Genomic DNA, 25,858 nt, shown 5'->3' with positions numbered 1-25,858 from the left:
TATTAATGGCTGGGTTCATCGCTGCGCTGCTCGATCAGCGGTACGAAACTGACCGCATCCAGCGCCTGCTGTTCAAAATAGCCGCCATCGCGACGGACCACGATCAGACGCTGATCGCCGCTCGGGCCGACCGGCACGATCATGCGCCCGCCGTCGGCAAGCTGTTCGTAGAGCGAGGTGGGCAGCGTCTCGGCGCCGGCGGTGACCACGATCGCCGCGAAGGGCCCGTAATCGGGCAGTCCCAGCATGCCCTCGCGTGCCAGGCGTGCGCGCACGTTGCGATAGCCAAGCTCGGCGAAGCGTCGCCGTGCGCGCTCATACAGCGGCTCGATGCGTTCGACGGTATAGACCGCGGGCAGAATCTCGGCCAGCACGGCGGCCTGATAGCCGCTGCCGGTGCCGATCTCGAGCACGTTGTCGGGCACCCCGCCGGCGATCAGCAGCGAGGTCATCTGGGCGACGATATAGGGTTGCGAAATCGTCTGGCCGTAGCCGATCGGCAAGGCCGTATCGTCGTAGGCACGACTGCTCATGGCCTCGTCGACAAACTGGTGACGCGGCACGGTTTCCATCGCCGTCAACACGCTTTCGTTATCGATCCCCAACTCGCGCAGGCGTTCGATAAGGCGCGCGCGGCTACGCCCCGAGGCCATACCGAAGCCACGAACGTGGGGATGTTTTGGAAGCCCGAATCTAGTCATGCAAGCGCTGCGTGTGAACCCCGACAAGCGTCCCCGACGAACGCCTGCACGCCGGTCCGGCTGCGCGTCGGTCGCTGTTCGCCCCCGCCGCGCCGAGCCCGGACTGAAGGCTTCGATGATACCGGTCCGGTCAAAGCCGCCCCACCCAGTCACCCAGGGCGCCGAGCGCGTCGTGGCGGGTCAGATCGATCTGTATCGGCGTGATCGACACCTGGCCGCAGCTGATGGCATGAAAATCGGTGCCCGGGCCGGCATCGGCCTCGCCGCCGGCACGGCCGATCCAGAATATCGGACGCCCGCGCGGATCGCTGTCCTCGACCAGTCGCTCGGCGCGATGCCGGTTGCCCAGTCGGGTCGCGGCAAAGCCGGCCAGCTCTTCGTAGGCCAGATCGGGCACGTTCACGTTGAGGATCGTGTCGTTGGGCAACGGCTGGTCGATAAGCAGTTTGACCACCGATACCGCCACCCTTGCCGCGGTATCGAAATGGCGCGGGTTTTCGCCCACGAGCGAGATCGCCACCGCCGGCAAACCAAGAGAACGCCCTTCGGTGGCCGCCGCCACGGTACCCGAGTAGAGCACGTCGTCGCCGAGATTGGCGCCGTGGTTGATGCCGGAAACCACCATGTCCGCTTCTTGCTCGAACAGGCCGGTCGTTGCCAGGTGTACGCAGTCGGTCGGGGTGCCGTCGACGGCATACACGTTTTCGGCCACCTGGTTCACGCGCAGCGGACGTTCCAGCGTGAGCGAGTTGCTCGCCCCGCTGCGGTTGCGGTCCGGCGCGACCGTAACCATGTCGTCACAGATCTTGGCGAGGGCGCCGCGCAGGGCAGTCAGCCCAGGCGCGTGACAGCCGTCATCGTTACTCAGCAGTAATCGCATGCAAGGATTCGATGGAAAGCGAGGTTATCGACGCGTGCAAGCGCGCCGCAGGCTCGCTAGCATAGCCTAAATCGAGGCTTTCCTGCTTGAGTGAATCGCCGGTATGGCCGACCGCTCCCGTTCTCAAAACCGCGCATCCGCCGATCGCGATACGCAGATCAGCGACGACGACAGCGCCCTGTTTCGCGACGCGGTCGGCCCGGTGACCGAAGTGGCGAAGGGGCAACGACGTCGCCCCTGGCGGCATATGCCTTCGGCCCGGCCTGCCATGCGCGAAGCCGACGACCAGGCCGTGATCGGCGAACTGCTCGATTTCTCGCCCGGCGACGATATCGAAACCGGCGACGATCTGTTTCACCGCCGCGAAGGCGTACAGCTTGCGGTGATGCGCAAGCTGCGGCGCGGCCAGTATCGCTGCCAGGCAGAACTCGACCTGCACGGCATGATCGTGGACGTCGCCCGCCAGTGCCTGGCGGTCTTCCTGCGTGAAGCGCTCGATCGTGGCTATCGCTGTGTGCGCGTGGTCCACGGCAAGGGACTGCGCTCCGGCAACCGCGGCCCGGTGCTCAAGGTCAAGGTCGCGCACTGGCTGCGCCAGCGCAACGAGGTACTGGCCTATTGCTCGGCACGCGAGAACGACGGCGGCACCGGCGCGGTCTACGTGCTTCTGCGGCGCGCATGACTCGCATGCAGATCGGTATCTATATCTACGACGGCGCCGAAGTGCTCGATTTCAGCGGGCCGTACGAGGTGTTCTCCACCGCTAGTCGAATCGGCCCTATGGACCTGCAGCCGCGCCTGCTGGCGTCCGGCCCGGGCGTGGTCACGGCACGCGGCGGCTTGCGCGTACTGCCCGACGAGGTCATCGGCGTGACCAGCGCGCTGGATGTGCTGATCGTAGCCGGCGGTGAACACGAGCGCGCCCTGTCCTGCTCGGACACCCTGTTGGCGCTGCGCGCCGCCGCCGAGCCCGCACAGATTGTGGCGAGCGTGTGCACCGGCGTGTTTCTGCTGGCCGGCGCCGGGTTGCTCGACGGACGCCGGGTGACCACGCATTGGGAAGATCAAAGCGCCCTCGCCGCGCGCTTTGACACCCTCACGGTCGAACGCCATCGGCGCTGGGTGCGCGACGGCCGCTATGTGAGTTCTGGCGGCATATCGGCGGGTATCGACATGAGCCTTTATCTGCTGGCCGAACTGGCTGGCCGCGAGCTGGCCGAGCGGACCGCAGAGCAGATGGAATACCGCTGGATCGACGACCCCGGTTAGCAAGCAGTCACTCCGCCGTGCTTTGACGGTCGTCGCTGAATGCGATCGGACATGGCCACGATGATCGCGACGGCGTCGCTCCGGGTCCGCGTCAGCCCTCTTCGGTGGTTTCCACGAACTCGCGCAGCACGCTGGTCGCGAACGCACCGGGCGGCAACCAGAACGACAGCACCAGCGTTGCGTCATCCTCGAACTGCCAATCGAACGACGGTACCGCAAGGCGCAGCGCGCGGCGCCCCGCATCGACATCGCAGCGTTCGAGCCCGGCCACCAGATCGGCGTATTCCGCGAGCACCGCCTGCTCGAGCGCTTGCGCCCGGCCGCTGATGACGTCGTTGCCGCCCCGTCCGGCCATCGGCCCGCTGGGATGGATATCAAACCGTGCCAGCCGTTGTTCGAGCGCATCGTCGTGCTGATCGGTGTCGGCCAGAGAGAACACGCTGTGACTGCCGTCGAGCATCACCGCTTCGCCGTCGATCAGCGTATTCCAGCTGCCCTCGCGAACGCGCGCATCGACGACCGCATTGAACAGCAGCGAACGCGCGGCCGAGAGCGCAAAACCGCGGCGGTTGCGCGACAAGCGCTTGCCCGCGAACAGCGCCCGCGACAGGCCGAGGTTGTGACCGCCGTGGCCGAAACGCTGGGCACCGAAGTAGTTGGGTACGCCGCGGGCACGAATATCGGCGAGATCGGCCTCGAGGCTGTCACGATCACCTTCAAGCCCGCGCAGGCGCAGCACGAAATAATTGCCGCGATGGGCGCCGCGTTTGAGCTTGCGCTCGTGCCGGCCCATTTCGAGCACCTCGATACCGTCGATACCGCCCAGCTCGGGCAGATCGCGGGCGATCGGCCAGGCGATGGACAGCCACTGGCGCGTGACCGCGACCCGGTCCTTCATGCCGGCAAATCCGATCTGGCGCGGATGCACGCCCGTGGCACGCGACAGCGCCTGCACGGCGTCCTGGGTGTTCAGCCCGGTCTTCTCGATACGACACCACAGATGTTCGCCGCTGCCCGACAGCGCGATATCGCAGTCTTCGTCGACGAAAAAATCGGCCGGAGATGAGCGCAGGCGGGCCCGTACATCGGGCGCAGCACCCCGCGCGTAGGCGAACGCGGACATATCGACCGCGTCGCCGTGGATCAACGTCATTGGTCGTCGGATCCGTCGTCGTTCTGGGCGTTGCCCTGCTGCTTATCCCGCGTCTTGGGCGGCGTCGGGCCCGGCGGCGCGATGGTCAGAAAGAACTCCTCGTCGCGTCGAATCATGCCCATATCGGAACGCGCTCGCCCTTCGGTGGCGCTCTCGCCGGACTTGAGATCGTCCACCTCGGCCTGCAGGGCGTCGTTACGAACCTGGTTGCGCTCGTTGGCGGCGGCCAGCTCCTGCTTCATTTCGCTGAGCCGATGCACTTCCGCCCAGCCGCCGTCGGCCACCCACAGCCGGTATTGCAGCGCGGCGAGCACGAGCACAAGCACGATAATGACGGCGCGGTACATACGCCGATTGTAGCGCGGGGGGCGGGCCTGTCTAGCGCCCGACAGATCGGTACTCAGGCGCGCCAGACGACTGCCGATCTCAGCGCGCATCGTGCTCACGTCGCGACGCCAGTCATGCATGGCCGGATAACTCGTAGCGCCGCGCGCCTAGAATCCGACATTGAATGCGCGGCGCCCGGGATATACCGCCCGTGCGCCCAGCTCGGCCTCGATCATGAGCAGGCGGTTGTACTTGGCGACACGGTCGGAACGCGACAACGAGCCGGTCTTGATCTGGGTCGCCGAGGTGGCCACGGCCAGATCGGCGATGGTGGAATCCTCGGTTTCGCCGGAGCGATGCGACACGACGGCCGTGTACTCTGCGCGGGTGGCCACGTCGATGGCGCGCAGCGTTTCGGTGAGCGTGCCGATCTGGTTGGGCTTGATCAGAATCGAGTTGGCAATGCCTTCCTCGATGCCTTTCTGCAGGATGCGCGTGTTGGTCACGAACAGGTCGTCGCCGACCAGCTGCACCCGGTCGCCCAGGCGCTCGGTCAGCAGTGCCCAACCGTCCCAGTCGTCCTCGGCCATGCCGTCTTCGATGGTGATGATCGGGTACTTGTCGACCAGGCCGGCCAGATAATCCACGAAGCCGGCGGCGTCGTAGTCGGCGTTTTCCGAGGCCAGCTTGTAGCGCCCGTTTTCGCAGAACTCGGTGCTGGCCGCGTCGAGGCCGAGCCAGACATCGCCGCCGGGCTGGTAGCCGGCGCGTTCGATGGCTTCGACGAGCGTATCCAGCGCTGCCGCATTCGAGGGCAGGTCGGGCGCAAAACCGCCTTCGTCGCCCACGGCCGTGGCCAGACCCCGTTCGCCCAGCAGCTTCTTGAGATGCTGGAAGATCTCGGCACCGCAGCGCATGGCTTCTGAAAAACTCGGCGCGCCGGCAGGCACGATCATGAATTCCTGCATGTCGACGTTGTTGTTGGCATGCGCGCCGCCGTTGATGACGTTCATCATCGGCACCGGCAGGTTCACGGCGTCGTCGTGGCCAAGAAAGTCGTACAGGCCCTGTTTGTTGTCGTTGGCCGCGGCATGGGCCACGGCAAGCGACACGCCCAGCAGCGCGTTCGCGCCAAGCCGACCCTTGTTGTCGGTGCCGTCGAGTTCGATCAGCGTCTTGTCGAGGCCGGCCTGGTCATCGGCTTCGAAGCCCTTGAGCTTCTTGGCGATCTCACCGTTGATATTCGCCACGGCCCGGGTCACGCCCTTGCCCAGGAAGCGATCACCGTCGCCGTCGCGCAATTCGACCGCCTCGAGGCTGCCGGTGGACGCGCCCGAGGGCACCATCGCGGTACCCACGGCACCGGTTTCCAGCGTCACACGGGCGGCGACCGTCGGGTTGCCGCGCGAATCGATGACCTGATATCCACGAATCTGCTTGATCTTCGACATAGGAATACTGCTTTCGCGTTTCGTTTAAGGTTGGACGAGCGTCGACTCGATCGTGCCGCGGCGTTTGACCACGCCGTCGAGCTCGACCAGCGTCTCCAGCAGCTCGCGCATATGCGCCAGCGGCCAAGAATTGGGCCCATCGCACAGGGCGTTGTCGGGGTCCGGATGCGTTTCCATGAACAAACCGGAAATTCCGGCGGCCACGGCAGAGCGCGACAATACCGGAATCTGTTCGCGGGCGCCGCCCGAGCGGCTGCCCTGGCCGCCCGGTAGCTGTACCGAATGGGTGGCATCGAACACCACCGGGCAGTTCGTAGCGCGCATGATGGCAAGGCTGCGCATATCCGCAACCAAGTTGTTGTAGCCAAATGCATAGCCGCGCTCGCAGACCATGATCTGCTCGCCGCCGGCCGCGCGCGCCTTGGCCACTACACCGTTCATTTCGGCCGGAGAAAGAAACTGGCCCTTCTTGATATTCACCGGCGTGCCGCTGGCCGCGACCGCTTGGATAAAGTCGGTCTGGCGACAGAGAAAGGCCGGCGTCTGCAGCAAATCCACCACCGCCGCCACCTGCTCGATCTGGTCTTCGACGTGCACATCGGTGGTCACCGGCACGCCGATCTCGCGCTTGACCGCGGCCAGCATGTCCAGCCCGGCCTCGATGCCCGGGCCGCGATAGCTGTCGCCGGAACTGCGGTTGGCCTTGTCGAACGAACCCTTGAAGATATAGCCGATGCCCAGCTCACGGCACAGCTCGGCCAGATGGCCGGCCACGTCCATGACCATGCCGGGCGATTCCAGGCTGTCCGGCCCGGCAATCAGGAACAGCGGCCGGTCCATGCCGACCTCGAAACCGCAAAGCTGCATTGCCATCAGGCGTCGGCGCCCGCCGTGCTATGGGCGCGGGCGGCGGCGATGAAGCCAATGAACAACGGGTGCCCGGCACGCGGCGTGGAGGTGAACTCGGGATGGAACTGGCAGCCGAGAAACCAGGGATGATCGGGCAGCTCCACGATCTCGACCAGATTGTCTTCGGCGGATATGCCGGAAAACACCAGCCCTTTCTCGGCCAGCACGTCCCGGTAGCGGTTGTTGAACTCGTAGCGATGGCGATGACGCTCGAATACCTCGGTCGCGTCGTAGCAGCGCGCGGCCAGCGTGTCGGCAACCAGATCGCAGCGCTGTTCGCCCAGGCGCATGGTGCCGCCGAGATCGACGTTGGCGTGGCGCTTTTGCACCTCGCCAGCCAGATCGTGCCATTCGGTCACCAGGGCTATTACCGGATGCGCCGGCTCGGCCATGAACTCGGTGCTGTGCGCGCCTTCAAGGCCCGCGATTTCGCGCGCGAACTCGATACAGGCCACCTGCATGCCCAGGCAGATACCGAAATACGGAATTCCGTGGGTTCGGGCATAGCGCGCGGCGGTTATCTTGCCTTCGATGCCGCGTTCGCCGAAGCCGCCGGGCACCAGGATCGCATCCATGCCGGCCAGGCAGTCGCCGCCATCGCGTTCGACCGTCTCCGAGTCCAGATAGTGGATATCCACCCGGGTGCTGGTATGCAGCCCGGCATGGGAGAGCGCCTCGTTGACCGACTTGTAGGCATCGGCCAGATCGACGTACTTGCCGACCATGGCCACCTTGACGGTGACATCCTGGGTGCGGCGGGCCTCGACCAGCTTGGCCCAGTTCGACAGATCCGCGCTCGGTGCGGAAATATCGAAGTGTTCCAGCACCAGCGCGTCCAGCGACTGCGCCTGCAGCAGGCCGGGCATCTTGTAGATGTCGTCCACGTCGATACAGGCAATGACAGCGCGCTCGGAGACGTTGGTGAACAACGCGATCTTGCGGCGCTCGTTCTCCGGCAGCGGGCGGTCCACGCGACACAGCAGGATATCCGGCTGGATACCGATCGAACGCAGTTCCTTGGCCGAATGCTGGGTGGGCTTGGTCTTCATCTCGCCGCTGGAGGCGATATAGGGCACCAGTGTGAGATGCATGAACAGCACCCGGTCATGGCCCAATTCGACAGCGAACTGGCGGATCGCCTCGAGAAACGGCAGCGATTCGATATCGCCGACCGTACCGCCGATCTCCACCAGGCAGATGTCCGCGCCCTCGCCGCCTTCGAGAATGCAGCGCTTGATCTCGTCGGTGATGTGCGGGATGACCTGAACCGTGCCACCCAGGTAGTCGCCGCGGCGCTCCTTGTTGATGACGTTGTTGTAGATCTGGCCCGTGGTGAAATTCGACAGCCGCGAGGTGCGCGTCTTCAGAAAGCGCTCGTAGTGGCCCAGATCGAGGTCGGTTTCGGCCCCGTCGCGGGTGACATAGACCTCGCCGTGCTGGAACGGGCTCATGGTGCCCGCGTCCACGTTGAGATACGGATCGAGCTTGATCACCGAGACGCGCTGGCCCCTTGATTCAAGCAGTGCGCCGAGCGACGCTGCCGCGATGCCTTTACCGAGCGAGGACACCACCCCGCCGGTCACGAAAATATAGCGGGTGCCCGCCGCGTCGCCTGCCATCGCGATCCAAGACTCATGCCGGGGAATAACAGCGCGCATGCTAGCCGAAAGGTCGGCGACCGACAACGCGCGTACGCGTTACGGCCGCGATTTGTGCCAGATGAACGCGCCGATTTCGCTAGCCGTGAGTTGATGAATATGCGGATGGCGCCAGAGATCGCCGATCGCAATCAATGTATCGTCCCGGTATACCAGCGGAATACGCTCGCGCAGCCAGGGCGGCAGGCGCGCCTCGCGCAGTACGTCCTTGACGCGCCGATGCCCGCCCGACCGCGCGGGCACGCGCTCACCGCCGCGCCGCAGGGCGACGGTCAGAGCCAGACCCACGCGCGGCGCCGGCGCCAGGGCAAGCGTCCCGCAGCCCGCTGGCAGCGACAGTGGCGTGCGCCCATCCCAGCCTTGCTCGTAGTCGGCGTGCACGGCCGGCAAGCGCGCCATCGCATACAGCCGGCCGTCGAAAAGCCGTACTTCGGTATCCGCGAACGCCACCACCGGACTGGCGACCAGGCGCGATGCCCCCAGTTCTATGATCTGCGCGACGTGGCGGTGGTCGGGTCGATCGTGTCCACCCTGTACCAGCCAGCGGCGAACGACCTGCTTGGCACGCGCTGGCCCCAGCCCGTCGAGCACCTGCGTCTTAAGCGTGTCGTCTTGTGACAGCGACTGTTCCAGGTCGATCGCGGCCAGGGTGTCGATCGCGGCGGCGGCCTCTTGGGCATGCGCCGCACTACGGGCCAGCAGCCGGTCGGCCTGTGCCCAGCGGCGTCTGAGCTGCGGCATGATCGATTCGCGCAGGAAGCTGCGTGCGATCGCGGGGTCGTGATTGCTGGGGTCGTCGATCCACTGCAGACCCTGTGCTTCGGCATAGGCCGCGATGGTGTCATGGTCGATATCGAGCCAGGGCCGCCAGTGCCGATGCTCGCCCAGGCGCGCGCGATGCGGCATGCCGGCCAGGCCTTGCGGGCCGGCACCCCGCAGCGCCTGCAGCAGGAAGGTTTCGGCCTGATCACGGGCGTGGTGCGCGGTGATCAGCGTTTCGCCGCTCTCAAGCGCCGCGCATAACGCCTCGTAGCGGGCCTCGCGTGCGGCCGCCTCGAGGCCGCGGCCGGCCGTGGCCACGTGAATATCGACACGGGTGTATGCCACGTTCCAGGCGGCCGCCCGGCGCGCACAGTCCGCGGCCCAGCGTTGTGCTTCGGGCTGCAGGTGATGGCAGACATGAATGGCACGCACGGGCCACGCCGGCGCGGATTCGACCAGGGCATGCAACAGCGCGGTGGAATCCAGGCCGCCACTGAATGCCAGCACGAGCCCGCGCGTGCCCGCCGGCGGGCGCTCGAGCGCGGCCTGCAGGCAGGCGAAGCGCTGCTTCACCCCACGAGCTTGAAGTCGCCGAAGGCCATCCAGCGGTTGTAGCGGGCTTCCAGCAGCTCGTCGACGCCCATGCGCTTGAGCCGCGTCATGTTCGCCAGCAGGCGTTCACGCATCTGCTTCATCAGCTGCTTGGGGTCGCGATGGGCACCGCCGAGCGGCTCTTCGACCACTTCGTCGACCAGCTTGAGCCGGTGCAGATCCTCGGAACCGACCTTCATCGCCTCCGCCGCTTCCTCGGCCCGTTCGGCCGACTTCCACAGAATCGAGGCACAGCCTTCAGGCGAGATGACCGAGTAGATGCTGTACTGGAGCATCATCAGGTGATCGCCCACGCCCACCGCCAGCGCGCCGCCGGAGCCGCCCTCGCCGACCACGGTACACAGGATCGGCACGCGTAGACGGGCCATTTCGAAAAGATTGCGGGCGATGGCCTCGGACTGATTGCGCTCTTCCGCGCCAATGCCCGGATAGGCGCCCGGTGTATCGATGAAGGTGAGCACCGGCATGTTGAAGCGCTCGGCGAGCTTCATCAGGCGCAGCGCCTTGCGATAGCCCTCCGGGCGCGGCATGCCGAAGTTGCGATAGATCTTTTCCTTGGTGTCCCGGCCTTTCTGGTGGCCGATCACCATCACCGACTGCCCGCCCAGGCGGGCCGTACCGCCGATGATGGCCGGGTCGTCGGCATAGGCGCGATCACCGTGCAGCTCGACGAAGTCGGTGAACATGCCGTCGATATAGTCCTGCATGTACGGACGCAGGGGATGACGCGCCATCTGCGCGACCTGCCAGGTCGACAGCTTGGAAAAAATCTGCTCGGTCAGGCTACGGCGCTTGCCTTCGAGCTTGGTGATCTCTTCGCTGAGATTGACCTCGCTGCCGTCGGCGACGAAGCGCAGCTCCTCGATCTTTTCCTGTAACTCGGCAATCGGCTGTTCGAAATCGAGGTAGTCGAGGTTTTTCTGCGCCATCGTGTATTGCTGCTTCGCCCGCTGCGCGGCTTATTGGGTAATTGACTGTTCGCGACGATAACGTACTTGCACGTGATCCGCACCCACAAGCTGGCGCAGATCGCTTAGCAGTTCGTCGCATAGACGCACCCGCGTTTCCCCCAGAGTAAGCACCGCGCGGGCCTGATCGTTGCTGTAGCGCACGACCACGTCGCAGCCGGCTTCCTCGGCTCGGTGGCGGTCCACGCAGCCGACCAGCGCATCGACATCCACCTTGGGCGTGGCCCGCAGCAGCACGCGATGGGCGAAGCGCGCCTGGGCGGTATCGAAGTCCATGACCGTTTCTGCATTCAGCCGGAAGCCGTCGCTGAAATCGTCGTACTGCAGCTTGCCCTCGACCACCACCAGCTTGTCCGCCGCGAGCAGATGACCGTATTCGGCGGCCTTTTCCTCGAACAGCGGACATTCGATACGTGCGCTGCCGTCGTCCAGCACCACGATGATGCGGCGGCCCTTTTTCATCCGGCGTACTTCCACCACCAGGCCGGCCACCACCGCGCTGCGCTTGTTGCCGCCGCGCCGCCCGCGACCGCCCTCTTCCGGGCGCGGCATCGCCGCGACCTGCTCGGCGATCTTGCCCTGGGTCATAAGCGCGAGCTCGTCTTCCCAGGCCTTGATCGGGTGACCGGTCAGATACAGACCCAGCGTGTCGCGCTCGGCGCGCAGGCGTTCGTCCTCCGGCCATTCCGGGCGTTCTTCCAACGGCGGGCCGACGTTGTCGGTGGCATCTTCGGCCAGCCCGAACATGTCGTTCTGGCCGGCGCTGGCCGCGCTGCGGTCCTGCTCGGCGGCCGCCAGCGCCCGCGTAAGCCCCTGCATGAGGCTGGCCCGGTTCGGGCCCAGCTGGTCCAGCGCGCCCGCGTTGATCAGCGCTTCGAGAGCGCGACGGTTTGCCTTGGAGGTATCGATACGCCGACAGAAGTCGTAGAGGTTGGCGTATGTTCCGTTCTCACGGCGCTCCTCGATCACGGTTTCGATCGCGCCGCGGCCCAGGCCCTTGATCGCCCCCAGGCCGTAGCGGATCGCGCTGTCGTCGACCACGGAAAAATTGTATTCGGAAGAATTCACGTCCGGTGGCAGCACATCGATATTCAATCGATGGCACTCGTCGATCATGATCACGACCTTGTCGGTGTGATCCATATCCGCCGACAACACCGCCGACATGAAATCGGCCGGGTAATAGGCCTTGAGCCAGGCGGTCTGGTACGACACCAGCGCATAGGCGGCCGAATGCGACTTGTTGAAGCCGTAGCCGGCGAACTTCTCCACCAGATCGAAGATATACGCTGCGGTGTTCTCTTCGATACCGTTCGCCACCGCGCCCTGGACGAAGCCCTCGCGCTGCTTGGCCATCTCCTCGGGCTTTTTCTTGCCCATGGCACGCCGCAGCAGGTCGGCGTTGCCCAGACTGTAGCCGGCCAGCACCTGGGCGATCTGCATCACCTGTTCCTGATACAGGATCACGCCGTAGGTGGGCTCGAGCACCTCGGCGAGACTGTCGTGCGGATACACGACCCGGGCCTTGCCGTGCTTGCGATCGATGAAGTCCTCAACCATGCCGGATTCGAGCGGGCCCGGACGATAGAGGGCGACGAGAGCGACGATATCTTCCAGCTCGTCGGGCTTGAGCTGTTTGACCAGCCGGCGCATACCGGAGGATTCGAGCTGGAACACGGCCGTGGTATCGCCGGCCTTGAGCAGTTCGTAGGGCTTCTTGTCGTCGAGCGGGATAGAGCGGATATCGATCGGATCCTTGCCCGATTTCGCCAGCCGTGCGTTGGCCACCTGCACCGCCCGATCGATGATGGTGAGCGTACGCAGGCCCAGAAAGTCGAACTTCACCAGGCCGACGGCTTCGACATCGTCCTTGTCGAACTGGGTCACACGGTTGCCGCCCCCGGCTTCGCAGTAGAGCGGCGTGAAATCGATGAGGTTGGACGGCGCGATCACCACGCCGCCGGCATGCTTGCCGGGGTTGCGCGACAGCCCCTCCAGCGCCAGCGCCAGATCGAGCAGATAGCCGACCTCTTCATCCTCGCGCGACTGGCGCAGCTCTTCCGACTCCTCCAGCGCACGCGTGAGCGTCATGTCGGGCGCGAACGGCACCTGCTTGGCGATGCGGTCGACCATGCCGTAGGGATGGCCGAGCACACGGCCGACGTCGCGCACCACCGCCTTCGCGGCCATGGTGCCGTAGGTGATGATCTGGCTGACCTTTTCCTGTCCGTAGCGCTGGGCGACGTATTCGATGACCCGGTCGCGACCGTCCATGCAGAAGTCGACGTCGAAGTCGGGCATGGATACACGTTCGGGGTTGAGAAACCGCTCGAACAACAGGTCGTAAGCCAATGGATCCAGGTCGGTAATACCCAGCACATAGGCGACCAGCGAGCCGGCCCCCGAACCACGGCCCGGGCCCACCGGCACGCCGTTCTCGCGCGCCCAGCGGATAAAGTCGGCGACGATGAGAAAGTAGCCGGGAAAGCCCATGGTCTTGATCACGTCGAGTTCGTGATCGAGGCGGGCATCGTATTCCGGCTTGCGGCGTTCGCGCTCGTCTTCGTCCGGGTACAGCAGCTCGAGGCGTTCGGCCAGGCCGGATTCGGACTCTGCGCGCAGGAACGTGGCAGCGTCGTGCCCTTCCGGCACCGGGAACTCGGGCAGTACGTTCTCGCCCAGGGTGAGTTCGAGATTGCAGCGGCGTGCGATCTCGACGCTGTTCTCCAACGCTTCCGGCAGGTCCGCGAACAACTCGGCCATCTGTTCCGGGGTTTTCAGATACTGCTCGGGGGTATAGTTCTTCGGCCGGCGCGGATCGGCGAGCGTGTAGCCGCCGTGGATGGCCACGCGGGCTTCGTGGGCATCGAAGTCGTCGGCTTGGGGAAAGCGCACGTCGTTGGTGGCAACGATCGGAATGTCGTCGCGCAGGGCCAGCCCCACGGTCTCCGAAAGCCAGGCCGCCTCGCCGCTGCGCTCGCAGCGGGTGACTTCCAGATAGTAGCGATCGCCGAATATCTGCTGCCAGGCCAGCGCGCGCGAATCGGCTATTTCCGGCTTGCCCGCCATCAGCGCCATGCCGGTATCGCCGACCATGCCGCCGGAGAGAGCGATCAGCCCCTCGGCCTTTTCGGCCACCCATTCGCGCTGGCACAACACCTGCCCACGATGCTGGCCGTGCAGATAGGCCTGGGTGAGCAGATCGCAGAGGTTGCGATAGCCGACCCGGTTCTGGGCCAGCAGCGTCAGCCGCGACGGCGTTTCCTGCGGGCCTTCGTCGATATGCAGGTCGACGCCCACGATCGGCTTAATGCCAGCGCCAAGTGCGGCCTTGTAGAACTTGACCATGCCGAACAGGTTGACGTTGTCGGTGATCGCCACCGCCGGCATGTTCGCCTCCCGCGTCTGCGCCAGCAGCGGCTTGATCCGCACGATGCCGTCGGACAGGGAGTATTCGGTATGGACACGCAGATGGACGAATTCAGCGGGCATAGGCTTTTCTATCGGTCGAGCGCCTCGAAGCAGGCGCCGGCATGGGCAAACGTGGCGCCGGGCAGGCACGCCCAGCAGGGGGCGCGGCCGGCGTCGCTCATCATTCTAACGAGCTATGCGGCGCGATTGTCGCAACGCTCGGGCACTAACCATTCGTCTGGGTCGGCAAGGCATGCCACGCGGGCGTTCGGCGTCGTCGCGTCAACGCGACGCTGCGCTGGAGCGGCCGTGTTTCTACGGCCCTGCGCGCGAGCGCGAACCGCCATACTACGGTCGGTGGTCGTCAGGGCGCTCGGCCCTAGCCGGGCTGATCGATGAAGTCGATCTGATGCGGCTGCAGGGCTCGGGCAACGGGCGCGAAGCTGCGCCGATGTATCGGCGTCACCCCGTAGGCGTCGATGGCATCGCGATGGGCACGCGTGCCATAGCCCTTGTGCTGGCCGAAGCCGTAGCCGGGATAGCGGGCATCGAACTCGCTCATCTGCCGATCGCGGGCTACCTTGGCGATGATGGAAGCAGCGCTGATCGCCGGTACGCTGCCGTCACCGCCGACCACCGTACGCAGCGGCATGTTCAACGGCGGCGGCTGGTTGCCGTCCACCCAGGCCACAAACGGTGTCAGCGAAAGCGCCGCCACCGCACGCTGCATGGCCAGCAGGCTCGCCTGCAGAATATTGAGGCTATCGATCTCGGCCGCGGAGGCTTCGGCGATGGCATAAGCGAGGGCGCGCTGGCGAATCCGTTCATCCAGGCGTTCGCGCTCGGCCGCCCCGATCGCCTTCGAATCGGTCAGGCCACGGAGCAGCGGCCGCGCCGGCAGAATGACCGCGGCCGCCACGACCGGTCCGGCGAGCGGGCCCCGCCCCACTTCGTCCACGCCGGCGACCAACGGACAGGCAAAGCGACGCGTTCGACGCCTCATCGGCGCGCCTCGATCAGGGCCGCGACCGCGTTCGCAGCGCGCTCATCGGCGTCGCAGGCCAGCTGCTGGTGGATCGCGTCAAAGGCCTCGGTCTGGGCCGCGCGTGCCGGGCCGGATTCCAGCAGTCGTTCGACCTCGGGGCCCAGTACCGACACCCGGGCCTGCTGCTGGAGGCATTCCGGCACCAGCGTTCGCTGGGCCAGCAGATTGGGCATGCTCACATGCTCGGTCTTGATCAGGTTGAACACACGGGCGATCGCATAGTTCATCGCCGACAGCTTGTAGGCCACCACCATCGGCGTTTTTGCCAGCAGCGCCTCCAGCGTGGCCGTGCCCGAGGCCAGCAGCAGCACGTCGGCCGCGCGCATGACTTCCCGCGACCGGCCGTCGATGAGCCGGATATCCAGATCCGCACCCGCCTCGGCGATCTGGGCTTCGAAGAGTTCGCGCACCGCGGGTGTCGCCATCGGTGCCACAAACCGAAGTTGCGGGTGGCGCGCCTGCAGCCAGCGCGCGGTTTCGATGAACACCGGCCCGAGCCGGCTGACCTCGGAGCGACGGCTGCCGGGCAGCAGACCCAGAAGCGGCGCATCGGTCTCCAGCTCCAAGGCACGCCGGGCGCTGGTGCTGTCGGGGTGCAGGGGCAATTCGTTGGCCAGGGGATGGCCGACGAACGTCACCGGGATATCGAAACGGCGAAAGAACGCTTCTTCGAACGGAAATATCGCCAGCAAAAGGTCGACGGCCTTGCGAATGCTCTTGGTGCGCCCCTGTCGCCAGGCCCAGGCGGTCGGACAGACATAGTGCACGGTGGCGATACCGCGCTGGCGTACCCGCATTTCCAGGCCGGTATTGAACGCCGGCGCGTCGATACCGATGAACGCATCCGGCCGGGTAGCGACGACGCGCTCGAACAGGCGCCGTCGCAGACGCAGCAGCCGCGGAATCTGCCCGATCACTTCGCTGATGCCGAACAGCGATAGCGCTTCGATATCGGCCAGCGTCTCACAGCCGGCCTCGCGCATGAGCGGCCCGGTCACGCCTTCGAAGCGGGCGCCGGGGTAGCGTTGTCGCAGCGCGCGGATCAGCCCCGCGCCAAGCACGTCGCCGGACTGTTCGCCGGCCACGATGAAAAAACGGGGCTGCGCATCGACCACGTGCTAGCGAATGATGCCGCGCTCGGCCAACTCGATCGATTCCAGCATCAGGCGTACAGCCTCGCTCGACTCGGCCGGTTCACGCAGCGCTTCGCGCGCCTGCTCCAGACGCAGCTTGGAGCGGTAGATGGTGCGATAGGCGCGCTTGGCGGCAGTGACCTCTTCTTCGCTATAGCCACGACGACGCATGCCCACGGAGTTGACCCCGTGCGGTACGGCCGGCGCGCCGGCGCTGCGAACGAAGGCCGGTACATCCTGTTGTACGCCGCTGCAATAGGCCAAAAACGCCATCGTGCCCACGCGCCGGAACTGATACACCAGCGCGAACCCGGCCAGAATACAGAAGTCGCCGATACGCACATGCCCTGCGAGGCTGGCCCCGTTCGCCATGGTGATGCCGTTGCCAAGCACGCAGTCGTGGGCGATATGGGTATAGGCCATCAGCAGGTTGTCGTCGCCGATGATGGTCTCGCTCTGGTCGATCACGGTGCCGCGATGCACGCTGCAGTATTCGCGAAAGGTGTTGCGATCGCCGATGGTCAGCCGCGTGGGCTCGCCGGCATATATACGATGCTGCGGTTCGGCGCCCAGCGATACGAACTGGAAGATCTGGTTTTCGCGGCCGATGGTGGTATGGCCGGAAATGACCACATGCGGACCGACGCGCGTGCCGGCACCGATCTTGACGTGCGGGCCGATGACGCTGAACGGGCCGATATCGACATCGTCGGCGATCTCGGCTTCGGGATGAACTTGTGCGCTGGGATCAATTGGCATCGGGCTTCCCCGGTACCGCCATCATCTGAGCACGGCAGGCGAGCTCGTCGCCAACCCAGGCTTCGGCATCGAAACGCCAGATCCGCTTCTTGGCCGAACCCACCACGAGCTTGAGCAACAGCTGATCACCCGGCACAACGCGGCGCTTGAAGCGTGCCTTGTCGATGCCCGCGAAATAGACGATGGTGCCCTCTTCCGACTCCACCGTACGCATACCCAGAATCAGCCCGGCCTGGGCCAGCGCTTCAAGAATGAGCACGCCCGGCATGACCGGCTCGCTCGGGAAATGGCCCGGAAAGAACGGCTCGTTGATGGTGACGTTCTTGATTGCGGTGATCGACTTGCCCGGCTCGCAGGCAAGCACCCGGTCTACCAGCAAAAACGGAAACCGATGCGGTAATTGCCGCATGATTGCCTTGATATCGTCTTGGTCGCTCATTCGTTATTCTCCGAGGAAGGGGCCGCGCGCTCCACCCGGCGCAGGCGCCGCTCGATCTTGTCGAGCTGTCTAAACAGGGCAAGGCGCTTGCGCCAGCCAGTAGCCGGCATGGCGCGAAAAGTCGACGAGTATACGCCGCTTCGGTCGATGTTCTTGGGGACCTGGCTGGCGGCGGTCACGATGACGCCATCCGCGATGGTGACGTGATCACCGATGCCTACGCCACCGCCGATCATGCAGTTCGAGCCGATCGTGCAGGAACCCGCGATACCGGTACAACCAGCCACGACCGTATGCGCGCCGATGCGGCAGTTGTGCGCGATATGCACCTGGTTGTCGATCTTCACGCCGCGTTCGATCACGGTGTCGTCCAACGCGCCGCGGTCGATGGTGCTGCCGGCGCCGATTTCCACGTCGTCGCCCACGCGCACGCCACCCATCTGGGGGATCGGCTCCCAGCCGGCGCCGTTATGAACGAGCCCGAACCCGCGCCCGCCGATCACGGCATTGGCTTCGATCGTGGTACGCGCGCCGATGTGAACCCGGTCGCCGATGCTGCAATTGCTGGCGATACGGGTATCCGCGCCGATATACACGTCCGCGCCGATCACCGTATTCGCGCCGATGACCGCGCCGGCCTCGATGACGCTGTTCGCGCCAATAACCACATTGGCGGCGATGCTGGCCTGCTCGTCGACGCGGGCACTTTCGGCGACCACGGCACGGGCATGAATGCCGGCCGAGGCCGGCCCACGCTCGAACAGCGCGGCGACACGCGCGAACGCCAGCCGCGGCTGTTTGGCAACCAGGGCCGGTATATCGACGGCTTCGGCCACCGCCGGCGGGCAGATAACGGCCGCGGCCGCGCTGCGGCGCACCGTTTCGATCTGGGACGGGTTTTCGGCAAAGCCTATACAGTCGGGCTTGCCCGGCTGGAGGGCGCATACGCCATGAATAGCCGTCTGTGCCGCCTCCGGCGGCACGACCAGATCGAATCGCTCGGCCAGCACCGCGAGCGTGAGCGCGGGCGACGTGTTCGTCGCCATGGCTTAACCGTCCCCGAGTTCGGCCAGGATCTCGTCGGTCACATCGACTGCATCACTGCTGTAGATCACGCCTTCGCCCAGAATCAGGTCGTAGCCGTTGTCCTCGGCATACTGGTTGATGATATCCAGTATATCGCCGCGCATCTGCTCGAATTCCTTCTGCTCCGCGTCGGAGACATCGTCGTTGTACTTGCTGCGTTCGAGCTGCAGTTCCCGCTGCCGATCGCGGATATCGCTCTGCAGCCTGTCGCGATCCTCATCGCTCATCACGCTGCCGTCCTGGGCAAGGCGATCCATATCCTGGCGTAGCGCGTTCGCTTTCGCCTCGAGGGCATTCTTTCGCTTGGCGAACTGTGTGGCCATGCTCGACTTGGCCCGTGCCGCCTGGGGCGACTCGTTAACCACCCGCGACACGTCCACCACGCCGATACGCAGAACCTTGTTCGCGCCGTCGCTGGCCGCCGGCGCCGCCTGCAGCGCCCCCGTAAACGCGAGCATGAACGTCAGGGCAAGCGCGAGCGGAATGCGTCGTATCGAATACATGTCGCTGTCGAACCCTGCCCGGCTAGAGCCCGACGCCGAAGGAGAACTGGAAGCGATCGACGTCGTCGTTGTCCGGATCGTCCACGTAGGCCGCATAGCTCACGCGCAGCAGGCCGAAGAACGGCGTGAACCAGTAGAAAGCCACGCCTGCGGACTTGCGCAGGTCCGAGGCTTCGAATGCGCTCGCGTCCTCGTAGACGTTACCGATGTCGTAGAAGGCCGTCAGGCGCGTGGACTTGTTGTCGGACTCGAGGAACGTCGGAATCACGAGTTCGCTTTGCAGCGTGGTCAGAAACTGACCGCCGAACGGATTGTCTAGCGAATCCCGAGGGCCGAGACCACCGTTCGAGTAGCCGCGCACCGACCGGGCACCGCCCGCGAAGAAGTTATCGTAGGGCGGCACATCCTCGCCGTCGCCCCAAACATCGGTCTGGGCAACACGACCATCCACGGAAAGCACCATCTTGTCCGACAGCCCGGGAACCCAGGCGCCGACGCGGAAGTAACGCTCGTGCTCGAGGCTTGTGTCGTAATACTCGAGGTCCGAGCCCGGGCCCTTGATGTTGAACTGGAACTCGGTGTTGCTGCCGCGGGTGGCGAAGAAAGTGCGATTACGCGTATCCCGCGACCAGCCGGTCTGCAGTTCGTAGGTGGTGGCTTCCTTGCCGTTTTCGTCGATGAACTCGGCCAACTCGTCGGAAAGACGCTGTTCGCCGTTGCGGTTGACGGCCGAGTTGATTTCGTTGCGCTCGACGCCGAGACCGGCGCGCAGCTGCGAGTATTCGGTGATCGGCAAACCAAAGGTCACCGCGCCGCCGACCGAGTTCAGGTCGAAGCCGGAGCCGATACGGATCAGCTGGTCGGTATTGCGGTAGAACGCCGAGATGGTGCGCGATACGCCCTCGTCGGTGAAATACGGGTCGGTCCAGCTCGCGCCCACGCTCTTGGCATAGTCGTTGGTTTCCGCACGCAGGCTCAGACGGTTGCCGGTGCCACGAAAGTTGCTGTGCGAGACGCTGCCGTTGATGAGAAAGCCCTGGGCATCCGAGAAGCCCACACCGAATTGCAGCGTGCCTGCGGCGCGTTCGGTCACGTCGTAATCGACATCGACCAGATCTTCGCTGCCGGCGACCTTTTCGGTGTTGACCTGCACGTCCTGCACGTAAGGCAGCCGCGCCAGGCGGGTGCGCGAACGCTCCACGCCACGGCGCGAGAACGGCGCCCCTTCGAACTGGCGCATTTCCCGACGCAGGGTTTCGTCGTTGGTCTTGTCGTTGCCGTTGAAGGTGATCTGACGGACGTAGGCACGCTTGCCCGGGTCGATGAAGAAGGTCAGGTCGACCGTCTTGTCTTCGTCGTTGATCCGGGTGAGCGGGTCGACGTCGGCGAAGGCATAGCCGAAATCCGCCAGGCCGGAGCTGATGCTGTTGGCCGAGGCGTCGACATCGCCGCGCGAGAACGTCTGGCCCGGCTCGACCGTGACCAACCGCTGAAGGCTGGTCTGCGGCACGATCATGTCACCGGCGAATTCGTAGTCGTTGATGGTGTATTGATCGCCCTCGTCCACGTTGATGGTGAGGAAGATGTTGCGGTTATCCGGCGACAGCGACACCTGGATCGACGACACGTTGAAACGCACGTAGCCGCGGTTCTGATAGAAGGAGTTCAGCGACTCCAGGTCACCGAGCAGCTTCTCGCGCGAATAGCGGTCCCGGCTGCGCCAGAACGTCAACGGATGGGTATAGGCCGGCGAACTGGCCTTTAGCTCGAACACGTCGCGCAGCTCATCGTCGCTGAAGTGTTCGTTGCCGATGATGTTGATGTCCTTGATCGAGGCGACCTCGCCTTCGGTCACGTCGATATCGACGGCCACGCGATTGTTGTCGAGCTCCTTGACCTCGGTATCGATCGCAACGCTGTAATAGCCGTTGGCGTAGTACTGGCGGCGCAGCTCCTGTTCGAGCTGGTCGACGAGCGAGCGCTTGTAAAGCTCGCCCTTCGCCAGCCCCTGCTGTGCAAGCGCATCCTTGAGCTGCTCGCCGCCGATGTTCTTGTTGCCCTCGATTGAAAAGCTCGCGATCTCGGGGCGCTCGGTGACGTCAACAACGAGGGTGTTGCCTTCACGCTGAAGCGCGACGTTCTCGAACAGTCCGGTGTCGTATAGCGCACGAATCGACTGCTGGGCACGGGCCTCGCTCAGACGATCGCCCACCGACAGGGGCAGATAGGTCAGAACGGTGCCGGGCTCGAGGCGTTGTACGCCGACCACGCGCACGTCGTCCACGCGGAAGTCGTAACCCGAATCCGACGATTGAGTCTGCGCCCAGGCGCTTGCAGCAAAAAGACACAGGAGCACGGCAAGCGCGCGCGACACACATACAGGCATATTTCAAGAACCTTACTTACCCGAGCAAGCGCAGGATATCGTTGTAGAAAGCCAGGGTCATCAGCATCAGGAGAGCGACCATGCCGACCTGCTGACCTGCGACCTGTACCGCCTCCGAAAGAGGTCGGCCCCTGATCCATTCGATCGAATAATACAGAAGATGCCCCCCGTCTAACACCGGAATCGGCAACAGGTTGAGCACCGCTAGACTGACGCTAACCAGGGCAAGAAAGCCAACAAACGCTTCCAGACCGATACTCGCGGTCTGTCCCGCATAGTTGGCAATCTGGATTGGACCGCTGACGTTACGCAGCGAAACCTCGCCCGTCACCATCCGCGCCATAAGGCGTACGGTCAGCGCCGAGACTTCCCATGTCTTCGCGACCGCCGCCGGAACCGCGGCCAGAGGACCGAGCTGGCGCGTAGTGCGCATGCTCTGCCAGGCTGCCGCATCCACGCCGATCTGCGCGCCCAGGCGCCCCTCTTCCGCGCCGTCATCGCCTTGTACCGAAGCGAGCGTCACCGGGATATCGAGCGTCTGTCCATCGCGTGTCACCGTTAACTGCACGCGCTCGCCCGGGCTTGACTGGATTCGCTCGACCAGCGCCTGCGGCGTGTCCATGGCGTCGCCGTCCACGGCCTGGATCTGATCGCCTTTTTGCAGGCCGGCACGACTGGCCGCGCTATCGGCCACCACGTCGGCGATCAGCGGCGTTGCGGGCGGCTGGTACGGCATCAGCCCGAGCCGGTCGAACAGCTGCTCCGGATCGGCAGGAACGTTGCTCAAATCCAGCCCGACGCGGCGTACCGAGCCTTCGTCGGTACGTACCTGCAAGTCCACCGCATCGCCATCGAGGCCGCGCTCGATCAGGCCGAGCCGCAGATCTTCCCAGTTTTCGATGCGGCGATCGTCGATGGCCACGATTTCGTCGCCCGCGCGCAGACCGGCCTGGGCAGCAAGGCTGTCCGCAGGCGCGGCGCCGATCATCGGTTTGATGCCAGCCACACCGATCATGAACACCAGCCAGTAGGCCGCGATCGCAAACAGGAAATTGACCCCCGGACCCGCGGCCACGATCGCGATCCGGCGTGCCGGATGCTGGCGGTTGAAGGCATAGGGCTTGTCGGCCTCGGCAACGGGGCCCTCGCGCTCGTCGAGCATCTTGACGTAGCCGCCCAGCGGGATCGCCGACAACCAGTATTCGATGCCGCTGCGTCGGCCGGTAAAACCCCAGACGCGGTTGCCGAAGCCGATCGAATAGCGCAGCACCTTCACGCCCATACGACGCGCGACCCAGAAATGGCCATATTCGTGCACCGCCACGAGCAGACCGATGGCCACGATGAACGCCGGAACCGACATCAGCCAGTCAGACATGTAATTCGTTTCTCCCGAACGGCGGCACATACCGCCGGCGTGGATTGGATCACCGGATCGCGCGCAAGGCGCCGATCCGCGGATGCGCTGCCAGTTTACCTGGGTCGCCGCTCAATACGGCGAACGCGCCTAGATGCTGCTGGGAAGCCAGTGCAGCCCCGCCACGAACCAGGGCGCGGCCGCCAGCACGCTATCGAGCCGGTCAAGCACCCCGCCATGCCCGGGAAAGAGCGTGCCGCTGTCCTTGATGCCGGCATGACGCTTGAACATGCTGATGGTCAGATCCCCCACGATCGAGATCACCGCGACCCAGGCCCCGAGCACAACGAACCCCACCAGCCGGGCTTCGCCGAAGCCGAGCACCCAGGCACCCAGGCCTGCAAAAACCATCGCCGCGATCACGCCGCCGACGGCGCCCTCGCGTGTTTTGCCCGGGCTGACGGCGGGCGCCAGCTTGTGCCGCCCGAGCGTACGCCCGGCGATATAAGCGCCCGTATCCGCGGCCCAGACAAGAAAGAAGAACGCGAGCAGCAGCAGCGCGCCCTGATCGCTCTGGTGCAGATAGGTCACCGCTGCCACGGCCGCCACCAGCGTCAGCAGACCGGTCGCGACGCCGATATCGGTGCGCCCCATCACCCGTGCCCAGCCGTTGGGATAACGCACGATCCAACCAATCGCGATCAGCCACCAGAGACAGGCCGCACCAATCAGAAGATTGTCGGCGCCCACCACCCAGAGCTGGCTGCGTACCAGTGCGAACAAGAAAATCAGCAGCGCAGTGGCGAGCACGAGCAGCACATGCCCGGTATCGCCCATACGTAACAGGCCCGCCCATTCCCAGGCACCGAGCAACATGAGCACCGCGAACAATAAGGTAATGGCGAACGTGGGCAGATACAGCATGCCCAGTACCGCCAGCGGTACGAGGACCAGCGCTGTTGCGATGCGGGTGGCTAGCATGCGTCTCAGACGCCCGTGGCCGCGGCCTGCGGCAGTCGACCGAAGCGGCGCTGACGCTGACCAAACCATTCGATGGCGCAGGCCAGACTGTTACCGTCGAAATCCGGCCACAGCTCGTCGGAGAAATAAAGCTCGCTATAGGCAAGATCCCAGAGCAGGAAGTTGCTGATCCGGCGCTCGCCGCCGGTGCGAATGAACAGATCCGGCGGCGCGTGCTCGGCCAGTGCCATGCGCACGCCGAGGCTGTGCTCATCGATGTCGTCGGGCCCGAGGCGACCCTCGCAGCAATCGCGGGCCAGTTGCCGCGCAGCCTGCACCAGATCCCAACGCCCGCCGTAGTCGATCGCGATAATCAGATTCAGGCCGTTATTGTCGCGGGTACGCTGTTCGGCCTGAGCCATTTCCTGCTGTAGCGCCTGCGAGAAATGCTCGCGCTCGCCGATGAAACTCAGGCGCACACCCGAGTCGTGCATGGAGTCGATCTCACGCCGGATGGTGCGCCGGAACAAATCGAGGAGCACGCGCACCTCGGTTTTGGGGCGCTGCCAGTTCTCACTGGAAAACGCGAACAAAGTCAGCGTCTTGACCGACTGTTCTCGCGCGCTTTCTACGATCGAGCGAACGGCCTGCGCGCCCGAGCGATGACCCGCCGCGCGCGGCAGCCCACGCCGGTTCGCCCAGCGGCCGTTGCCGTCCATGATGATTGCGACGTGGTCGGGCACAGTCATATTCGCACCTGGCGCTCGAGTCCGATCGACGGTTTGTTCAAACCGTCATGATCTCCTTTTCCTTGTCCTCGAGCAGACTGTCGATCCGGTCGATATGCTGGTCGGTCAGCTTCTGGATCCGCGCTTCGCCGCCATGCTGGTCGTCGGCGCTGATTTCCTTTTCGTTGACCAGTTCCTTGAGCGTGGAGTTGGCATCGCGACGGATATTGCGAATCGCCACGCGGCCGTCCTCGGCCTCGGCACGAATGACCTTGACCAGATCCTTGCGGCGGTCCTCGGTCAGCGGCGGCAGCACCACGCGAATGACCTGGCCTGCCGTCGACGGATTCAAGCCGAGATCGGCTTTCATGATCGCCTTTTCGACCGGCTGAACCATGCTCTTTTCCCACGGCTGGATGGTGATCGTACGCGCATCCTCCAGCGAAATATTCGCGGCCTGGTTGAGCGGAACCTCGGAACCGTAATAGTCGACCGTCACATGATCGAGCAGGGTCGTGCTCGCCCGCCCGGTGCGGATCTTGCCGAAGTTCTCGCGCATGACGTTGATCGTCTTGTCCATGCGCTGCTGTGCGTCACTGTATATCTCGTCAATCATCCGTTGCTTCTCGTCGTGTCGTTGTCGACCAGCGTGCCCACGTCATCGCCCGCGACGATGCGTGCCAGATCGCCGGCCCGGTTGATATCGAACACCCGTAGCGGCATGCCGTTGTCGCGGCAGAGCACGATCGCTGTGGTATCCATCACGCTCAGGCGCTGATCGATCACCTCGTCGTAGGTGAGATGCGTGTACCGTTTCGCGCTGCTGTCGCGCATCGGATCGGCACTGTAAATGCCGTCGACCTTGGTCGCCTTGAGCATGAGATCGGCGTTTATTTCCACCGCGCGCAGGCTGGCCGCGGAATCGGTGGTGAAAAACGGGTTGCCGGTGCCGGCCGCGAAGATAACCACGCGCCCTTTTTCCAGATGGCGAATCGCGCGACGACGGATATAGTCCTCACAGACCTGATTGATCCGGATCGCCGACATCACCCGTGCGGTCATGCCGGCATGCTCGATTGCATCCTGCAGACCCAGGGCGTTGATGACGGTCGCCAGCATGCCCATCTGATCGCCGGTAACCCGATCCATGCCGCGTCCAGCGAGCCCGACGCCGCGAAAGATGTTGCCACCGCCCACCACAAGCGCGACTTGAACGCCCGACTCGATCAGCGCCTTGATTTCGGCGGCAAGTCGTTCGACCACCTCGGCGGAAATACCGTAATCGGCTTGCCCCATGAGGGCCTCACCGCTGAGTTTCAGCAGAATGCGTTTGGTGGTCGGCTTGTTCTTGCTCATCGAGT

24 protein-coding genes are annotated in these 25,858 nt (G+C 64.7%); 2 read left to right on the top strand and 22 right to left on the bottom strand.

The window, feature by feature from the left end; genetic code table 11:
- Window positions 1-2: 2 nt before the first annotated feature.
- Together C84B14_RS08550 and surE are read right to left on the bottom strand one after the other, a co-directional pair.
- On the bottom strand, window positions 3-653 hold the full coding sequence (locus tag C84B14_RS08550; RefSeq protein ID WP_353223339.1) for a protein-L-isoaspartate(D-aspartate) O-methyltransferase: 651 nt from the start codon (window positions 651-653) through the stop codon (window positions 3-5).
- Between the two features lie 178 nt (window positions 654-831).
- Window positions 832-1,581 (bottom strand): 5'/3'-nucleotidase SurE, encoded by a 750-nt coding sequence (gene surE / locus C84B14_RS08545; RefSeq protein ID WP_353223337.1) that lies wholly within the window; start codon window positions 1,579-1,581, stop codon window positions 832-834.
- A gap of 103 nt (window positions 1,582-1,684) precedes the next feature.
- Here surE and C84B14_RS08540 point away from each other — a divergent pair, with 103 nt between their 5' ends.
- Together C84B14_RS08540 and C84B14_RS08535 are read left to right on the top strand one after the other, a co-directional pair.
- Window positions 1,685-2,263 carry a Smr/MutS family protein gene (locus tag C84B14_RS08540; RefSeq protein ID WP_353223335.1) on the top strand — a complete coding sequence of 193 codons (579 nt, stop codon included), beginning with the start codon at window positions 1,685-1,687 and terminating at the stop codon, window positions 2,261-2,263.
- A gap of 5 nt (window positions 2,264-2,268) precedes the next feature.
- Complete coding sequence (locus C84B14_RS08535; RefSeq protein WP_502949902.1) at window positions 2,269-2,850, top strand: DJ-1/PfpI family protein; 582 nt, start codon at window positions 2,269-2,271, stop codon at window positions 2,848-2,850.
- Window positions 2,851-2,941: 91 nt separating this feature from the next.
- Here the strand turns inward: C84B14_RS08535 and truD are convergent, their stop codons facing one another.
- The 20 genes from truD to pyrH all read right to left on the bottom strand — a co-directional run bounded on the left by truD (window position 2,942) and on the right by pyrH (window position 25,853).
- Window positions 2,942-4,003: a tRNA pseudouridine(13) synthase TruD gene (gene truD / locus C84B14_RS08530; RefSeq protein ID WP_353223332.1), complete on the bottom strand. Its 1,062-nt coding sequence runs from the start codon at window positions 4,001-4,003 to the stop codon at window positions 2,942-2,944.
- The gene (locus tag C84B14_RS08525) at window positions 4,000-4,470 is read right to left on the bottom strand and encodes a septum formation initiator family protein (RefSeq protein ID WP_353223330.1); all 471 of its coding nucleotides are present in this window, start codon (window positions 4,468-4,470) and stop codon (window positions 4,000-4,002) included. The genes truD and C84B14_RS08525 overlap by 4 nt, the downstream gene beginning before the upstream one ends.
- Before the next feature lie 27 nt (window positions 4,471-4,497).
- Window positions 4,498-5,781 carry a phosphopyruvate hydratase gene (gene eno, locus C84B14_RS08520; protein WP_353223328.1) on the bottom strand — a complete coding sequence of 428 codons (1,284 nt, stop codon included), beginning with the start codon at window positions 5,779-5,781 and terminating at the stop codon, window positions 4,498-4,500.
- A 24-nt stretch (window positions 5,782-5,805) separates the two neighbouring features.
- Window positions 5,806-6,648: a 3-deoxy-8-phosphooctulonate synthase gene (gene kdsA / locus C84B14_RS08515; RefSeq protein WP_353223567.1), complete on the bottom strand. Its 843-nt coding sequence runs from the start codon at window positions 6,646-6,648 to the stop codon at window positions 5,806-5,808.
- 5 nt (window positions 6,649-6,653) lie between these two features.
- On the bottom strand, window positions 6,654-8,309 hold the full coding sequence (gene pyrG, locus C84B14_RS08510; protein WP_348765563.1) for a CTP synthase: 1,656 nt from the start codon (window positions 8,307-8,309) through the stop codon (window positions 6,654-6,656).
- A 78-nt stretch (window positions 8,310-8,387) separates the two neighbouring features.
- On the bottom strand, window positions 8,388-9,683 hold the full coding sequence (tilS, locus tag C84B14_RS08505) for a tRNA lysidine(34) synthetase TilS (RefSeq protein ID WP_353223326.1): 1,296 nt from the start codon (window positions 9,681-9,683) through the stop codon (window positions 8,388-8,390).
- Window positions 9,680-10,651: an acetyl-CoA carboxylase carboxyltransferase subunit alpha gene (locus C84B14_RS08500; protein ID WP_348765431.1), complete on the bottom strand. Its 972-nt coding sequence runs from the start codon at window positions 10,649-10,651 to the stop codon at window positions 9,680-9,682. The genes tilS and C84B14_RS08500 overlap by 4 nt, the downstream gene beginning before the upstream one ends.
- A 30-nt stretch (window positions 10,652-10,681) precedes the next feature.
- Window positions 10,682-14,182, bottom strand: coding sequence for a DNA polymerase III subunit alpha (gene dnaE, locus C84B14_RS08495; RefSeq protein ID WP_353223324.1), 3,501 nt, complete (start codon window positions 14,180-14,182; stop codon window positions 10,682-10,684).
- 298 nt (window positions 14,183-14,480) lie between these two features.
- On the bottom strand, window positions 14,481-15,104 hold the full coding sequence (rnhB, locus tag C84B14_RS08490) for a ribonuclease HII (RefSeq protein ID WP_353223322.1): 624 nt from the start codon (window positions 15,102-15,104) through the stop codon (window positions 14,481-14,483).
- A complete protein-coding gene (lpxB, locus tag C84B14_RS08485) occupies window positions 15,101-16,261 on the bottom strand; it encodes a lipid-A-disaccharide synthase (protein ID WP_353223320.1) in 1,161 nt (386 codons plus the stop codon). The genes rnhB and lpxB overlap by 4 nt, the downstream gene beginning before the upstream one ends.
- A gap of 3 nt (window positions 16,262-16,264) precedes the next feature.
- The gene (gene lpxA, locus C84B14_RS08480; protein ID WP_348765427.1) at window positions 16,265-17,038 is read right to left on the bottom strand and encodes an acyl-ACP--UDP-N-acetylglucosamine O-acyltransferase; all 774 of its coding nucleotides are present in this window, start codon (window positions 17,036-17,038) and stop codon (window positions 16,265-16,267) included.
- Complete coding sequence (fabZ, locus tag C84B14_RS08475; protein ID WP_348765426.1) at window positions 17,028-17,477, bottom strand: 3-hydroxyacyl-ACP dehydratase FabZ; 450 nt, start codon at window positions 17,475-17,477, stop codon at window positions 17,028-17,030. Before fabZ ends, lpxA begins: the two co-directional genes overlap by 11 nt.
- Window positions 17,474-18,523: a UDP-3-O-(3-hydroxymyristoyl)glucosamine N-acyltransferase gene (gene lpxD, locus C84B14_RS08470; RefSeq protein WP_353223319.1), complete on the bottom strand. Its 1,050-nt coding sequence runs from the start codon at window positions 18,521-18,523 to the stop codon at window positions 17,474-17,476. The genes fabZ and lpxD overlap by 4 nt, the downstream gene beginning before the upstream one ends.
- 3 nt (window positions 18,524-18,526) lie before the next feature.
- On the bottom strand, window positions 18,527-19,066 hold the full coding sequence (locus C84B14_RS08465; RefSeq protein WP_348765424.1) for an OmpH/Skp family outer membrane protein: 540 nt from the start codon (window positions 19,064-19,066) through the stop codon (window positions 18,527-18,529).
- A 22-nt stretch (window positions 19,067-19,088) separates the two neighbouring features.
- Window positions 19,089-21,452, bottom strand: a complete 2,364-nt coding sequence (gene bamA / locus C84B14_RS08460; protein ID WP_348765423.1) for an outer membrane protein assembly factor BamA — start codon at window positions 21,450-21,452, stop codon at window positions 19,089-19,091.
- Between the two features lie 16 nt (window positions 21,453-21,468).
- Complete coding sequence (gene rseP, locus C84B14_RS08455; RefSeq protein ID WP_353223317.1) at window positions 21,469-22,830, bottom strand: RIP metalloprotease RseP; 1,362 nt, start codon at window positions 22,828-22,830, stop codon at window positions 21,469-21,471.
- A gap of 129 nt (window positions 22,831-22,959) precedes the next feature.
- Window positions 22,960-23,790 (bottom strand): phosphatidate cytidylyltransferase, encoded by an 831-nt coding sequence (locus C84B14_RS08450; protein ID WP_353223315.1) that lies wholly within the window; start codon window positions 23,788-23,790, stop codon window positions 22,960-22,962.
- 5 nt (window positions 23,791-23,795) lie between these two features.
- Window positions 23,796-24,518: a polyprenyl diphosphate synthase gene (gene uppS, locus C84B14_RS08445; RefSeq protein WP_353223313.1), complete on the bottom strand. Its 723-nt coding sequence runs from the start codon at window positions 24,516-24,518 to the stop codon at window positions 23,796-23,798.
- A gap of 37 nt (window positions 24,519-24,555) precedes the next feature.
- Window positions 24,556-25,113: a ribosome recycling factor gene (frr, locus tag C84B14_RS08440; protein WP_348765419.1), complete on the bottom strand. Its 558-nt coding sequence runs from the start codon at window positions 25,111-25,113 to the stop codon at window positions 24,556-24,558.
- The gene (gene pyrH, locus C84B14_RS08435; RefSeq protein WP_348765418.1) at window positions 25,110-25,853 is read right to left on the bottom strand and encodes a UMP kinase; all 744 of its coding nucleotides are present in this window, start codon (window positions 25,851-25,853) and stop codon (window positions 25,110-25,112) included. Before pyrH ends, frr begins: the two co-directional genes overlap by 4 nt.
- Window positions 25,854-25,858 lie beyond the last annotated feature (5 nt).

The organism is Salinisphaera sp. C84B14 (assembly GCF_040361435.1).
In the GTDB taxonomy this organism is placed as follows: domain Bacteria; phylum Pseudomonadota; class Gammaproteobacteria; order Nevskiales; family Salinisphaeraceae; genus Salinisphaera.
The sequence above is the reverse complement of the archived record's forward strand: the minus strand, read 5'-3'. Positions and strand labels throughout refer to the sequence as shown.